Consider the following 13,377-nt stretch of genomic DNA (forward strand, 5'->3'; position numbering starts at 1 on the left):
AGCCGCTGCAGGCCGCTTTTCAGTGAGCAACACACCCGTCTCGCCGAAAACCCCAGTCCCGGAGCCCCGCACGCCGCCCGGCGGCCCACCCCACGACCCGGGACAACCCCGCACCCAGCCGGCCCGCAACCACAAGCGCAACGCCCGCCGAAAGCACCCCACCCGCCCCGGGAGCCCCCGGGCGGCCCGGGTGCGCCGGAGGACGTCCGCCGCCGAAGCCGACGCGTGCCGCGCCTGCCCCCGCCCGAACACGTCCGGCGACCCGGCCGCGTCCGGGGCCGCGTCCGGGGCCGGGCAGTCGCCCCTTGCCGGTTCGTTGCGGGTGGCCCGGGCGTCGGGTGTCTGTCCCCCGGGGGTCAGCGGCCCTGTATGCGGACGATCTGTAGGGCGATCATCAGGTTCAGGCGCAGGTGTGGGTCCTGCGTGAACGGGCCGAGCAGTCGCTCCAGCTTGGTGATTCGATAGCGCAGCGTGTTGTAGTGCACGTACAGCCGCCGTGCCGTTTCGGCCACGTTCAGGTTCGTGTCGAGCAGGGCCTGCAGTGTGTTGCGCAGGTCGGCTGCCTCCGGGTCGCGGGGGTGGGCCAGCGTGCGCAGGGCCTCGCGGGCGAAGCGGTCGAGTTCACCCGGGTCGGGGATCAGGCTGAGCAGCCGGAAGACGCCGAGCTGGTCGAAGTCGGCCACCGCGCCGGGGCCGTGGATGCGCCGCCCGGCGGCGACCGCGCGCCGGGCCTGCTCGTACGCGGCCGGCAGCGCGTCGAGCGATTCCACCGGTCGGCTCACCCCCGTGGTGAACGACCGGATCGCCGGGGCGCAATCCGCGTGTACCAGGGCCGCGAGTTCGGTCACCAGCCGCGCTGCCTGGCCGTCGGCCGGCGCGCCGAGCAGGGTGACCACCTCGCGCGGATACGCGGCGACCGCCGCCTCCGGTGCCCGTGCGCCGACCGCGCCGGACCAGGCGAGGGCCAGCGCCTCCTGCCCGGCCCGAATCGCCCGCGGGTCGCGGCCGGCCGGCGGCGGGTCGGCCTCGGCCACCACCACCAGGAGCGGTCCGGTCGGCAGTGCCGCCCAGCCCGTCAGGTCCGTGCCGCGCCCGGTCAGCAGGTCGCGCATCAGATCGCTGCGGTACTTGGCGTCGGCGGCGGCCTGCGCCAGTCGCCCCGCCAACCCGATCGCGGTGTCCACGAGCGGACGCCCGCCCGGCCGTACCGCCTGTCCGGGGCCGGCCGCGTCCGGGGGCGCGGCGGGTGCCGGGACCGTGGGCTGCGGGCGCGGGTCGTTGCCCGCCTCCCACGCGGTCGAGGCGCCCGCGACCCGGGCACGCGGGGCCGGGTCGGGCTCGGGGGCGCTCGCGCCGCCCCCGACGACCTTGCGGCGCCGTGGCGGCAGCCGACGCGGCGCCGCTCCGGCCACCGTCGCGCGGCCGGCTCCGCCGCTCTTGTCCCCGGGACGAAACTGCGGTTCGCCCCCGGTTGCCGTTCCGCCCGCGTCCCCGAGGTTGCCCATATACCGACCGTAGCGTTACGAACACGAGCGCGTCAGCACCACCGAGAGCGTGCGGGCAGTGCACCCCCGGGGTACGCCCGGCGCACGATCCCCCTGTCGGGGCGTCGCGGCAACATCATGTTCCGTCCCGGGATTTACCCGCGTGACGCGCTTGACCGTTGTGTCCGGATCGCCATAGCTTGCGGTACAGCGGCGACACCGGGACGGCTCCGGGTCCCGCGTCGAGACGAAGCCCCCGATCGTTCCCCCGCGACCGGGGGCTTCCTCGTGTGCGCCGGGGTCGACTCGCGTCCACCCCGGGAGACTTCACGGCTCCCGACGCACCACCGGCTCGCGTTCGCCGGCCGTGGCTCACCACCTCGAGTCTCATTCGCCCCTCGGCTTGACCGCCCCCGCTCGGTACGATGCCTCGGGGGGCGAACGCGTGGCGAAACGGACACCATCCGTGACCGATGCGTGCGTGACGGACAGCGGAACGGGAGAGGCTTTAAGGGGCGTCGCCGATCGAGCGGAATGGGCGCACCGGGATTCATCGGCAGCGGGCCGACATCCTCTCGAAGTCCCCTCGGGGACACGGGCACGCGGAGAGGACCGGCCGGGGGAAGGGGGGTCCACCGTGGGACAGACCGAACGTGGCGCACGCACCGGCAGTCCGGCCGAACTGGCCTGGTTGCGCGGCATGGACGCCTACGTCGCCGGCGAATACGGCCAGGCGGAGGTGCAGTTCCGGGCCGCGGTCGAGGCCGATCCGGGAATGGCCGACGCCTGGCTGGGGCTGCACGCGCTCAAGGTCGAGGTGGCCACCGCGGTGGTCGCCATGCACACCCATCGCGAGCGCTTCGGGGAGCAGCGCGCGAAGTACGGCCGACCGCTCAACTCCTGGTACTGGCTGGGCTGGTGGGTCCAGCTCGTGCTGGAGACCCCGCGCGACCTGGCGCTCGCGCACGCCTCGCACTGGTTGGACGGCCGGCACCTGCCCGAGTTGGACGCCGCGCTCTCGTTGTGCCCGCCCGCCGAGCAGGACGCGGCCACCCGCTTCCTGCTCGCCTGTCGGGCCTATCTGGGCAAGGACTGGCAACAGCTGCTCCGGCACACCGCCGGCCTGGACGACGACGCGCTGCTCGGCGTGGAGGCGGGCCTGTTCGCCGGCATGGCCCGAGTCCGCCTGGGGCTGTACGCCAAGGCCGAACAGGTGCTCGCCACCGCCCTGGTGCGCTGCCGCTCGGAGCACCCGCAGCGCAAGGAGTTGCGCTACTGGCTCGCCCGCGCGTACGAGGAGACCGGCCGCACCCCGGCCGCGCTGCCCCTGTACCGCGCGGTGCACCAGGCCGACCCGTCGTTCATGGACACCGCCGCGAGGTTGTCCTCGCTGGCGGCCGGCGAGCCGCTGGACGAGTACGGCGGGATGACCGCGCGCCTGGCCGGCCCCGTGGTCGGTCGCGGCCCGCTGCCCGACGTGCTCCCGCCGATACCCGCGACCGCGCCCCCGCCCGCCGGGCCGCCGCCCGCGGTCGAGACCGAGCGCGAGCCGGAGCCCGTCCCGGACGGCGAGGCCGACCCGCAGGCCGACGTCGACGCGCGCGCGGCCGACCGGGCGGCGCCGATGCGCCCCGCCGCAGCCCCCGAGGAACTCGCCCTGGTGCTGGCCGAATTGGAGTCGATGGTCGGCCTGGAGCCGGTCAAACGCCAGGTCCGGGCGCTGTCCGCGCAGATGCGGATGGCGCGGCTGCGCGAGGCGCAGGGCCTGCCCGCGCAGGCACCCAAGCGGCACTTCGTCTTCTCCGGCCCCTCCGGCACCGGCAAGACCACCGTGGCCCGCCTCCTCGGCCGGGTCTTCGCGGCGCTCGGCCTGCTGGAGAGCGATCGCCTGGTCGAGGCCCAGCGCTCCGACCTGGTCGGCGAGTATCTGGGCCAGACCGCGGTCAAGACCAGCGAGTTGATCGATTCGGCGCTGGGCGGCGTGTTGTTCGTGGACGAGGCGTACGGACTCACCAACGTGGGCTACTCCAAGGGCGACGCGTACGGCGACGAGGCGCTTCAGGTGTTGCTCAAGCGGGCCGAGGACGACCGGGACCGGCTGGTGATCATCCTGGCCGGTTACCCCGAGGGCATGGACCGGCTGCTCACCTCGAACCCCGGCCTGATGTCGCGCTTCACCACCCGGGTCGAGTTCCCCTCCTACGGCGCGGAGGACCTGGCCCGGATCGCCGAGGTGATGGCGGCCGCCGGCGGCGACGTGTGGGACGAGGACGCGGCGGCCGAGTTGCGCAGCATCACCGGGCACGTCCGCGAACAGGGCTGGATCGACGAACTGGGCAACGCCCGATTCGTCCGGACCCTGTACGAGAAATGCTGCATGTATCGGGACGTGCGCCTGGTCGAGTTGCCGGAGGGCCCGGATCTGGCCGAGTTGACCACGCTGCGGCTGTCCGACCTGTTCCAGGCGTACGGCGATCTCGCCGACGGCCGGGGATAGCCGGGCGCGGCACGGGTAGGCGTATCCGGTCATCACTCGCACCGAGGCGGGCGGATGCGGTCCGACCCGGCCCGATCCGGTCGGACGCGGTCGTAGCCGGACGGAAGGGTCTCCCCGTGGCCAAGCAGAGCGTCGCCGAGCAGTTCGTGGACATCCTCGCCCAGGCCGGGGTGCGCCGGCTGTACGGCGTGGTGGGCGACAGCCTCAACCCGGTCGTGGACGCGGTGCGCCGCAACGCCGCGATCGACTGGGTGCACGTACGGCACGAGGAGGTGGCGGCGTTCGCCGCGGGCGCCGAGGCGCAGCTGACCGGTCGGCTGACCGCGTGCGCGGGCAGTTGCGGCCCGGGCAATCTGCACCTGATCAACGGCCTGTTCGACGCGCACCGCTCGCACGCGCCGGTGCTGGCGCTCGCGTCGCACATCCCGGGCGGCGAGATCGGCACGGCCTTCTTCCAGGAGACGCACCCGGACCGGTTGTTCGTCGAGTGCAGCCACTACAGCGAGATGATCGGCACGCCGGAGCAGATGCCCCGGGTGCTCCAGTCGGCGATCCAGCACGCGGTGGGTCTGGGCGGGGTGTCCGTCGTCACTCTCCCGGGCGACGTGGCCGCGCGGCCGGCGCCGGAGCGGGGCTATCAGGTGACGCTGCCCACCTCGCTGCCCTCGGTACGCCCCGGCGACGCGGATCTGGCCGCGTTGACCCGGATGGTGGACGAGGCCCGGCGGGTCACCCTGTTCTGCGGCGCGGGCACGGCGGGCGCGCACGCGGAGGTGATGGCGTTCGCCCGGCGGATCAACGCTCCGGTGGGGCACGCGCTGCGCGGCAAGGAGCACATCCAGTACGACAATCCGTACGACGTGGGCATGTCGGGGCTGCTCGGCTACGGCGCGGCGTACGAGGCGATGCACGAGGCCGACCTGCTCGTCCTGCTCGGCACCGACTTCCCGTACAACGCCTTCCTGCCACAGGACGTGGCCACGGTGCAGGTGGACGTACGGCCCGCGCACCTGGGCCGGCGGACGAAGCTGGACCTGGCGGTGTGGGGCGACGTGCGCGAGACGCTGCGCGCGCTGACCCCGATGGTGCGAGCCAAGACCGATCGCCGATTCCTGGACCGCATGCTGGGCAAGCACGCCGACGCCCTCGAAGGGGTGGTCAAGGCGTACACCCGCAAGGTGGACAAGCATGTGCCCATCCACCCGGAGTACGTCGCCTCGGTCCTGGACGAGGAGGCCGACGAGGACGCGATCTTCACCGTCGACACCGGCATGTGCAACGTGTGGGCGGCCCGCTACCTGACCCCGAACGGGCGGCGCCGGGTGATCGGTTCGTTCTCGCACGGCTCGATGGCCAACGCGCTGCCGCAGGCGATCGGGGCGCAGTTCCCGTACCCGGACCGACAGATCGTGTCGATGTCCGGCGACGGCGGATTCTCCATGCTGATGGGCGACCTGCTCACCCTGGTGCAGTCCGAACTGCCGGTGAAGATCGTGCTGTTCAACAACTCGTCGCTGGGGATGGTCGAGCTGGAGATGATGGTCGCCGGCCTCACCCCGTTCGGCACCACCAACAAGAACCCGGACTTCGCCGCGATCGCCCGCGCGGCCGGCGCGTTCGGCGTGCGGGTGGAGAAGCCGAGCAAGGTCCGCGGCGCACTCCGCGAGGCGTTCGCCCACAAGGGCCCGGCCCTGGTCGACATCGTCACCGACCCGAAGGCCCTGTCCATCCCCCCGAAGATCACCGCCGACCAGATCCAGGGCTTCGCCCTGAGCGCCGGCCGCACGGTGCTCGGCGGCGGCGTGGGGCAGATGATCCGGATGGCCCGGACCAACCTGCGCAACATCCCGAGGCCGTGAGCCCGCGCCCGGGGTGCGGTCGCTATCGGGCTTCGGGGGCCGTGCCGTAGTGGTCGACCAGGGTTCGGAGTTCGCGGGCGGCGGTGATGGCGGCGGATTTGCCGTTGGAGGTCTGGATGCCCATCACCGGCAGCGTGTCGCCGTTGGACATGTCGATGTAGACCCACGGGTCGCCCTGGCGCAGGTACACCCGGACGATCTGGGCCCACTCCAGATGGGTGGTCCGCAGCAGGTTGACCACGGTCACCCCGTCCGCGGCGGCGACCACCTTCGGGCGGCCCAGCATCACCATCGCGCCGAGCCCCAGTACGCCGGTGGCCGCGACGCCCATCCGCGAGCCGAACCCCCAGCCGCCCTTCTCCGGCAACATCACCGCCAGCACGCACAGCCCGACCAGGATGATCGCGCCGAGCACGCCGGTGATCAGCCGACTGCGCCTGGCGTACCAGGTACGCGGGAGCGGGGGGTCGACGGGGGTGGGCTCGCTCATGGGGAACGGTTCTCCGGAGGGTGGCGGCGGTGGCCGGCCCGCCGGGCGACGGGCCGACCGGACGGGTCAGAGGCGGCAGGCGTGGATTCCGGTGACCAGGATCGCCCGGGCGCCGATCTCCCAGAGGTCGTCCATGATCTGCTGGGCGTTCTTGCGCGGCACCATCGCCCGCACCGCGACCCAGCCCTCGTTGTGCAGCGGGCTGACCGTCGGCGACTCCAGGCCCGGGGTCAGCGTGACCGCCGCCTCGACCCGCTCGACCCGGATGTCGTAGTCCATCATCACGTAGCTGCGCGCGACCAGGACGCCCTGGAGCCGGCGCACCAACTGCTCCAGCGCGGGCGAGGTCTCCGCGCCGGCGCGCCGGATCAGCACCGCCTCGGAGCGCAGGATCGGCTCGCCGAACACCTCCAGGCCCGCCTGGGCCAGCGTGGTGCCGGTCTCCACCACGTCGGCGATCACGTCGGCGACGCCCAGCTGGATCGCGGTCTCCACCGCGCCGTCCAGCTTGACCAGCGCCGCGGCCTCGATGCCGTGCTCGGCGAAGTCGCGCTGGACGATGCCGATGTAGGAGGAGGCCACCCGCAGCCCGGCCAGCCCCTTCTTGCCCTGCTCGGCCAACTCGCGGGCGATCGGCGCGGGCGCGGCGTAGCGGAACGTGGCCGGGGCCAGCCCCAGTTGCAGGATCTCCTCGGCCTCGGCGCCGGAGTCCATCAGCAGGTCGCGCCCGGTGATCCCGGCGTCCAACCGGCCGGAGCCGACATAGATCGCGATGTCGCGCGGGCGCAGGAAGAAGAACTCGACGTTGTTGTCGGGGTCGGTGAGGACCAGTTCCTTGGAGTGCTTGCGCTGGCGGTAGCCGGCCTCATGCAGCATCGCCGACGCAGGCTCGGAGAGGGAACCCTTGTTGGGGACGGCGATGCGCAGCATGGAATGACCCTTCGGAATGGTGCTGAACCGAGTGGAGCGGAACCGGGTGGAGCTGAGGGGTACGGCCACGACCCCGGCCCGGGCGGGGGCCGGGGACGACGGCTGTCACAGGTGAGCGTATACGTCCTGGAGCGAGATGCCGCGGGCGACCATCATCACCTGGAGGTGGTAGAGGAGCTGGGAGATCTCCTCGGCGGTGCGGTCGGCGCCCTCGTGCTCGGCGGCCATCCACACCTCGGCGGCCTCCTCCACGACCTTCTTGCCGATCGTGTGTACGCCGGCGGTGACGAGCTCGACCGTGCGCGAGCCCTCCTGGCCCGATTCCGCCTTGGCCCGCAGCTCGTCGAAAAGCTGTTCAAACGTCTTCATGGTGCCCATCGCGTGGTTGTGGGTGGCGTGCCGAACGGCCCGGCGAACCTGCCGGTCAGGCCGAACGCCACGGTTCGGAGAGCGTACGCAACGCCATGGCGGTCGCGACGGCCGCCTCCACCGCTTCGCGGCCCTTGTCCTCGCGCGAGTGCGGCAGGCCGGCCCGGTCCAGGGCCTGCTCCTCGGTGTCGCAGGTGAGCACGCCGAAGCCGATCGGCACGCCCGTGTCGAGCGCGACCCGGGTGAGACCGTCGGTGGCGGCGGAGCATACGTACTCGAAGTGCGGGGTGCCGCCGCGGATGACCACGCCGAGCGCGACCACCGCGTCGTAACCGCGCCCGGCCAGCGCCTTGGCGAGCACCGGCAATTCGAACGCGCCCGGGGCGCGGATCAGCGTGGGTTCGGTGATGCCCAGCTCGCTCAGGGCCTTGACGGCCCCGTCCACGAGGCCGTCCATCACGGCGGTGTGCCACTGCGCGGCGACCACGCCCACGCGCAGGTCACGGCAGCCCTCGACGGTCAGTTTCGGGGCTCCTGCGCCACTCATGTCTGTCGTTGTCCTTCGGCTGGAACGGCTCGATGCCCGGTCGCGAACGACCGCGAGCCTGGTTGCGAGGTGAGGGTGGAGCGGTTCGAACGAGACGAACCTATCGGCGCGGCGGGGGCGGCGCCGCGCGCGTGTCACCGGTAAGGGTGAGGTCTACGGCTTCGGGGAGCGGATGATCACGCGCTGCTGACCGCGCGCCCCTTCGCGTCGACGGCCTCCGCGACCTCGGCGACCGACGGCAGGTCGGCGGTCGGGTCGCTCGGGTCCAGCCAGGGCAGGTCGTGGCCCATCCGGTCGCGCTTGGTCTGGAGGTAGCGCAGGTTGTCCGCGGTGGCGTGCACCGGCAGGGCGACCCGGCCGGTGATCTCCAGGCCGTAGCCCTCCAGGCCCGCCCGCTTGGCGGGGTTGTTGGTGAGCAACCGCATCGACCGCACGCCCAGGTCGACCAGGATCTGCGCGCCGGTGCCGTAGTCGCGGGCGTCGGCCGGCAGGCCCAGCTCCAGGTTGGCGTCCACCGTGTCGTGGCCGGCGTCCTGGAGTTGGTACGCCTGGAGCTTGTGGATCAGCCCGATCCCGCGCCCCTCGTGCCCGCGCATGTACAACACCACGCCGCGGCCCTCGGCGGTGACCCGGTCCAGGGCGGCGTCCAACTGCGGGCCGCAGTCGCAGCGCATCGAGCCGAACACGTCGCCGGTCAGGCACTCGGAGTGCACCCGCACCAGCACGTCCTCGCCGTCGCCGATGTCGCCGGCGACCAGCGCGATGTGCTCCACGCCGTCGACCGTGCTGCGGTAGCCGATCGCCCGGAACGTGCCGTGCTCGGTGGGCAGTCGGGTCTCGGCGGCGCGCTCGATCGTGCGCTCGGTGCGGCGGCGGTAGGCGATCAGGTCGGCGATGCTGACGATCTTCAGGCCGTGCTCGCGGGCGAACGGGATCAGCTGCGGCAGCCGGGCCATCGTGCCGTCGTCGTTGACCACCTCGCAGATCACCCCGACCGGCGCCAGGCCGGCCAGCTCGGCCAGGTCCACGGCCGCCTCGGTGTGCCCGGGGCGCACCAGCACGCCGCCCTCGACCGCGCGCAGCGGGAAGATGTGGCCGGGGCGGGTCAGCTGGGTGTGCAGCGTGTCCGGGTCGGACAGCAGCCGCACGGTGTGCGTGCGGTCGGCGGCCGAGATGCCGGTGTCCACGCCGTCCTTGGCGTCGACCGAGACCGAGTAGGCGGTGCCCTTGCGGTCCTCGTTGACGGCGGTCATCGGGGGCAGCTTGAGGCGGTCCAGGTCGGCGCCGCGCATCGGCACGCAGACCACGCCCGAGGAGTAGCGGATCATGAAGGCCATCAACGCCTGCGTGGCCAACTCGCCGGCGAAGATCAGGTCGCCCTCGTTCTCCCGGTCCTCGTCGTCCACGACGACGATCGCCTCGCCGGCCGCCAACGCCTTGATCGCGTCGTCGATGGTGTCGAGGGCCGACTCGGTGGGCGCGCCCATCTGCGCCGGCACCTCGATGGTCTCGCTGCTGGTCTTGGTTTCGCTGCCGGTCTTCACGCCGTTGCCCCTTCCAGGTGCCGTTCTGCCCCGCGGGCAGCCCCCTTGTCCCGGTACCGCCGGGAGCGGTTCCACCAGTCGACGAGTCCGGCGACGCACATCACGAGGAAGACGCCGTAGACCAGTCCGCTGAACACCAGACCGTGTTGCCAGGCGAGGGGGACGCCGACCAGGTCGACCGCGATCCACACCAGCCAGAACTCGAACAGCCCTCGGGCCTGCGCGAGCATCGCCACGACCGAGCCGACGAAGATGTACGCGTCCGGCCAGGGCGCCCACGAGATGCCGGTGTGTTCGAGCAGTTGCGCGAAGCCGACCGTGCCCGCCGCCATCAGCGCGACCAGCGCGATCCGCTCGTGGGCGGTGCCGAAGCGGATCTCCACCTCACCGGTGTCGCGCCGCCCGCGTGCCCAGCGCCACCAGCCGTACGCGGCGGCGACGATGATCACCACGTTGCGCATCGCGCTGCCGCCCAGGTGCACGGAGGTGTTGGCGGCGATCAGCAGTGCCGCGCCCACGATCTGCACCGGCCACGCCCACAGGTTGCGGCGCAGCGCGAGCCAGACGGTGGCCAGGGACGCGATCTGGCCGAGCAGGTCGGACCACGGCACCGGCTTGCTCGCGACGGTGAACGCGGCGTCGTTGAGCCAGCCGGTCACGACGCCCTCACCCCTGTGCCCGGCCCGTGCGTGCCCAGCCGTTCGACGTACTTGGCGATGATGTCGACCTCGAGGTTGACCGGGTCGCCGACGGCTTTGACGCCGAGGGTGGTGAGCGCCAGCGTGGTGGGGATCAGGCTGACGGTGAAGCTCGCGTCGTGCGCCTCGACGACGGTGAGGCTGATCCCGTCGACGGTGATCGAGCCCTTGTCCACCACGTAGCGGGCCAGGTGCGCCGGGAGGGCGATCTCGACGACCTCCCACTCCTCGCCGGGGGTGCGGGCCAGGATCTCGCCGGTGCCGTCGACGTGCCCCTGGACCAGGTGTCCGCCGAGCCGGCCGCCGAGCACCATCGGGCGCTCCAGGTTGACCCGCGAGCCGGTGCTCAGCGCGCCGAGGCTGGACTTGTCCAGCGTCTCCCGCATCACGTCGGCGGTGAAGGTGGCCGCCTCGGGGTCGACCTTGTCGTCCACGACGGTCAGACACACACCGTTGACGGCGATCGAGTCGCCGTGTCGGGCACCGGCGGTGACGACGGGGCCGCGGATGGTGATCCGGGCCGAGTCGGTCAGCCGCTCGATGGCCACGATCTCGCCGAGTTCCTCAACGATTCCGGTGAACATGCGTCAGGACTCCTTCGTACGGCCTGCGCAGTGCGGCCGTGGGCGGGCGGTGATGCGGATGTCGGTGCCGAGGCGCGTGACGTCGTCGACGTCCAGTCGCAACATCTCGGAGATGGTGCCGATTCCGGCCGGGCCCAGGGCGGTGGGTCCGGCGCCGAGCAGGGCGGGGGCGAGATAGCCCACGACGGTGTCGATCAGGCCGGCCGCGGCGAACGCGCCGGCGAGGGTGGGGCCGCCTTCGAGCAGCACGGCGCGCACGTCGCGGGCGTACAACTCCTTCAGCAGCGCGGGCAGGTCCAGGCCGGTGTCCGCGAGCGGTACGCGCAGTACGGCGGCCTCGGGCAGGTGCGCGGCGACCGCGTCGGGGCCGACCGCGATCAGGGTCGGCGCCGCGTCGTCGAGCACCCGGGCGTCGGCGGGGGTGCGGGCGTGGGTGTCCACGATCACCCGCAGCGGTTGCCGGGCGCCGGGTACGTCGCGCGCGGCCAGGTGCGGGTCGTCGGCGAGCCGTGTGCCGGAGCCGGCCAACACCGCGTCGACGCTCGCCCGAAGGCGGTGCGTGTCGGCGCGGGATTCGACGGAGCTGATCCACCGGGCGCTGCCGTCGGCGGCGGCACTGCGCCCGTCCAGGGTGGCCGCGTACTTCCAGGTCACGTGCGGGCGGCCCAGGCGGGTGGCGGTCAGCCAGGCCCGGTTGCCCGCCTCGGCCTCGGCGGCGAGCAGGCCGCCCTCGGCGTCGATGCCCGCCGCGCGCAGCACCGCGCCGCCGCCGGCCGCGGCCGGGTTGGGGTCGGCGACGGCGTAGCGCACACGGCGGATGCCGGCGTCGATCAGGGCGTGCGTGCACGGGCCGGTGCGCCCGACGTGCGAACAGGGTTCGAGAGTCACCAGGGCGGTGCCGCCGCGGGCCGCCGAACCGGCCGCGCGCAGCGCCTCGACCTCGGCGTGCGGGGCACCGGCGCGGGTGTGGAAACCCTCGCCCACCACGGTGCCGTCGGGGCCGAGTACGACACATCCGACCAGCGGATTGGGGCTGGTGTGACCGAGCGCACGGCTCGCCAGCGAGATGGCCCGGCGCATCGCCGAGGTCTCCTCGACCGGCGGGGTGGTGTTGCCCTCCACCTCGTGCCTCCTCGCGTTCGACGCGGGGCAACCGGGGTGTTTTCGGGCACAACGGCACGACGAATCGACACGCGGGGATGTCGGCGCACCTCTGGGTACGCGGGCATGCCGCAGTCGCTCGCCGCGCGCCACCTCCCATCCGGACTTTGACCGTCGGTACCGGAATTCCACCGGTTCAGCCGGCCGTCGCTCCACGTGATGCGGGGCGTCGACCGGGTCGCGGACTGTAACCGCCGGTTCGGATTTTCACCGACCCCGGAGCGCGCGTACGTGACTTTCGTACACCTCGAAGTGTGCCACGGCGGCCGACGACGTTGACCGTGGGCAACCTGTGCCGTCCGTCACGGTGCGTTCGTATATCCGAACGCGACTGCGGCGAGGATGATCTGACGATTCGTCAGCTCGGCGGTCGAGGCGGTGCCCACGACGGGCCGGGTCGATGAGATTCTGTGCGCATGACCGTGCAGATCAATCCGAGCATCCTGTCCGCCGACTTCGCCCGCCTCGCCGACGAGGTCGCGCAGGTGCGCAACGCCGACTGGCTCCACGTGGATGTCATGGACAACCACTTCGTACCGAACCTCACCCTCGGCCTGCCCGTGGTGGAGAGCCTGATGAAGGCCACCGACACCCCCATCGACATGCACCTGATGATCGAGGACCCGGACCGCTGGGCGCCCGCCTACGCGGAGGCCGGCGCGGGCAGCGTCACGTTCCACGTGGAGGCCGCGACCGCCCCGATCAAGCTCGCCCGCGACCTGCGGGCCAAGGGCGCGCGGGCCTCGATGGCGCTGCGGCCGGCCACGCCGATCGAGCCGTACGAGGACCTGCTGCCCGAGTTGGACATGCTCCTGGTGATGACGGTCGAGCCGGGGTTCGGCGGGCAGAGCTTCCTGGACGTGATGTTGCCGAAGATCCGGCGGACCCGGCAGTTGATCGCCAAGCACGGTCTGCAGATGTGGCTGCAGGTGGACGGCGGGGTCTCCGCCAAGACGATCGAGATGTGCGCGGAGGCCGGGGCGGACGTGTTCGTGGCCGGCTCGGCGGTCTTCGACGGGACGGACCCGGGCGCGGCGGTGGATCGACTTCGGGCGCTGGCGGCGGGGGCCGCGGAGCGCTGCGCCCATTAGGGCGGTGTGGTTCTGCCCGGCCGCCCGCCCGTTGCGCTGCGTGATCGGGCTGCGGTTTCATGCGCTCGTGGCGGGCCTGACAGAGCCCGCGGAGCTTCGTCACAACGAGTGAAGGTCTGAGCC

At 72.5% G+C, this 13,377-nt stretch carries 12 protein-coding genes and 1 riboswitch; of the genes, 3 read left to right on the plus strand and 9 right to left on the minus strand.

Annotation, left to right across the window (positions count from 1 at the left end):
- Window positions 1-356: 356 nt before the first annotated feature.
- Window positions 357-1,505 carry a PucR family transcriptional regulator gene (locus tag EMA17_RS44730; protein WP_126642965.1) on the minus strand — a complete coding sequence of 383 codons (1,149 nt, stop codon included), beginning with the start codon at window positions 1,503-1,505 and terminating at the stop codon, window positions 357-359.
- Window positions 1,506-2,184: 679 nt separating this feature from the next.
- Between EMA17_RS44730 and EMA17_RS44735 the strand changes: the two genes are divergently transcribed.
- Both EMA17_RS44735 and EMA17_RS44740 read left to right on the plus strand, forming a co-directional pair.
- A complete protein-coding gene (locus EMA17_RS44735) occupies window positions 2,185-3,981 on the plus strand; it encodes an AAA family ATPase (RefSeq protein ID WP_246127308.1) in 1,797 nt (598 codons plus the stop codon).
- Between the two features lie 116 nt (window positions 3,982-4,097).
- Window positions 4,098-5,840, plus strand: coding sequence for a pyruvate dehydrogenase (locus EMA17_RS44740; protein ID WP_126642967.1), 1,743 nt, complete (start codon window positions 4,098-4,100; stop codon window positions 5,838-5,840).
- A gap of 22 nt (window positions 5,841-5,862) precedes the next feature.
- On the opposite strand, the gene EMA17_RS44745 is transcribed toward EMA17_RS44740, so the two are convergent.
- The 8 genes from EMA17_RS44745 to ribD all read right to left on the minus strand — a co-directional run bounded on the left by EMA17_RS44745 (window position 5,863) and on the right by ribD (window position 12,082).
- On the minus strand, window positions 5,863-6,330 hold the full coding sequence (locus EMA17_RS44745) for a PH domain-containing protein (protein WP_126642968.1): 468 nt from the start codon (window positions 6,328-6,330) through the stop codon (window positions 5,863-5,865).
- 66 nt (window positions 6,331-6,396) lie between these two features.
- Window positions 6,397-7,260, minus strand: coding sequence for an ATP phosphoribosyltransferase (hisG, locus tag EMA17_RS44750; protein ID WP_078974258.1), 864 nt, complete (start codon window positions 7,258-7,260; stop codon window positions 6,397-6,399).
- 105 nt (window positions 7,261-7,365) lie between these two features.
- Window positions 7,366-7,629: a phosphoribosyl-ATP diphosphatase gene (locus EMA17_RS44755; RefSeq protein ID WP_371863190.1), complete on the minus strand. Its 264-nt coding sequence runs from the start codon at window positions 7,627-7,629 to the stop codon at window positions 7,366-7,368.
- 55 nt (window positions 7,630-7,684) lie between these two features.
- Entirely contained in the window at window positions 7,685-8,176 is a 492-nt protein-coding gene (ribH, locus tag EMA17_RS44760) for a 6,7-dimethyl-8-ribityllumazine synthase (protein WP_126642970.1), read from the minus strand.
- Between the two features lie 176 nt (window positions 8,177-8,352).
- The gene (locus EMA17_RS44765; RefSeq protein ID WP_126643052.1) at window positions 8,353-9,663 is read right to left on the minus strand and encodes a bifunctional 3,4-dihydroxy-2-butanone-4-phosphate synthase/GTP cyclohydrolase II; all 1,311 of its coding nucleotides are present in this window, start codon (window positions 9,661-9,663) and stop codon (window positions 8,353-8,355) included.
- 53 nt (window positions 9,664-9,716) lie between these two features.
- Window positions 9,717-10,379, minus strand: a complete 663-nt coding sequence (pnuC, locus tag EMA17_RS44770; protein WP_126642971.1) for a nicotinamide riboside transporter PnuC — start codon at window positions 10,377-10,379, stop codon at window positions 9,717-9,719.
- A complete protein-coding gene (locus EMA17_RS44775) occupies window positions 10,376-11,002 on the minus strand; it encodes a riboflavin synthase (protein ID WP_126642972.1) in 627 nt (208 codons plus the stop codon). The genes pnuC and EMA17_RS44775 overlap by 4 nt, the downstream gene beginning before the upstream one ends.
- A gap of 3 nt (window positions 11,003-11,005) precedes the next feature.
- Complete coding sequence (ribD, locus tag EMA17_RS44780; RefSeq protein ID WP_126643053.1) at window positions 11,006-12,082, minus strand: bifunctional diaminohydroxyphosphoribosylaminopyrimidine deaminase/5-amino-6-(5-phosphoribosylamino)uracil reductase RibD; 1,077 nt, start codon at window positions 12,080-12,082, stop codon at window positions 11,006-11,008.
- Window positions 12,083-12,247: 165 nt separating this feature from the next.
- A riboswitch (FMN riboswitch) is annotated at window positions 12,248-12,392 on the minus strand.
- Window positions 12,393-12,579: 187 nt separating this feature from the next.
- On the opposite strand from ribD, the gene rpe reads away from it, so the two are divergent.
- Window positions 12,580-13,254, plus strand: a complete 675-nt coding sequence (gene rpe, locus EMA17_RS44785; protein ID WP_126642973.1) for a ribulose-phosphate 3-epimerase — start codon at window positions 12,580-12,582, stop codon at window positions 13,252-13,254.
- The last annotated feature ends 123 nt before the right edge of the window (window positions 13,255-13,377 follow it).

Source organism: Embleya hyalina (genome assembly GCF_003967355.1).
Classification (GTDB): domain Bacteria; phylum Actinomycetota; class Actinomycetes; order Streptomycetales; family Streptomycetaceae; genus Embleya; species Embleya hyalina.

What these genes read in the sequence shown, in the direction of transcription:
- EMA17_RS44765 (WP_126643052.1), bottom strand. Translation starts at nt 9,663, where the DNA reads ATGGGCGCGCCCACCGAGTCGGCCCTCGACACCATCGACGACGCGATC.
- rpe (WP_126642973.1), top strand. Translation starts at nt 12,580, where the DNA reads ATGACCGTGCAGATCAATCCGAGCATCCTGTCCGCCGACTTCGCCCGC.
- EMA17_RS44730 (WP_126642965.1), bottom strand. Translation starts at nt 1,505, where the DNA reads ATGGGCAACCTCGGGGACGCGGGCGGAACGGCAACCGGGGGCGAACCG.
- EMA17_RS44735 (WP_246127308.1), top strand. Translation starts at nt 2,185, where the DNA reads ATGGACGCCTACGTCGCCGGCGAATACGGCCAGGCGGAGGTGCAGTTC.
- EMA17_RS44755 (WP_371863190.1), bottom strand. Translation starts at nt 7,629, where the DNA reads ATGAAGACGTTTGAACAGCTTTTCGACGAGCTGCGGGCCAAGGCGGAA.
- EMA17_RS44775 (WP_126642972.1), bottom strand. Translation starts at nt 11,002, where the DNA reads ATGTTCACCGGAATCGTTGAGGAACTCGGCGAGATCGTGGCCATCGAG.
- ribH (WP_126642970.1), bottom strand. Translation starts at nt 8,176, where the DNA reads ATGAGTGGCGCAGGAGCCCCGAAACTGACCGTCGAGGGCTGCCGTGAC.
- ribD (WP_126643053.1), bottom strand. Translation starts at nt 12,082, where the DNA reads ATGCGCCGGGCCATCTCGCTGGCGAGCCGTGCGCTCGGTCACACCAGC.
- EMA17_RS44745 (WP_126642968.1), bottom strand. Translation starts at nt 6,330, where the DNA reads ATGAGCGAGCCCACCCCCGTCGACCCCCCGCTCCCGCGTACCTGGTAC.
- hisG (WP_078974258.1), bottom strand. Translation starts at nt 7,260, where the DNA reads ATGCTGCGCATCGCCGTCCCCAACAAGGGTTCCCTCTCCGAGCCTGCG.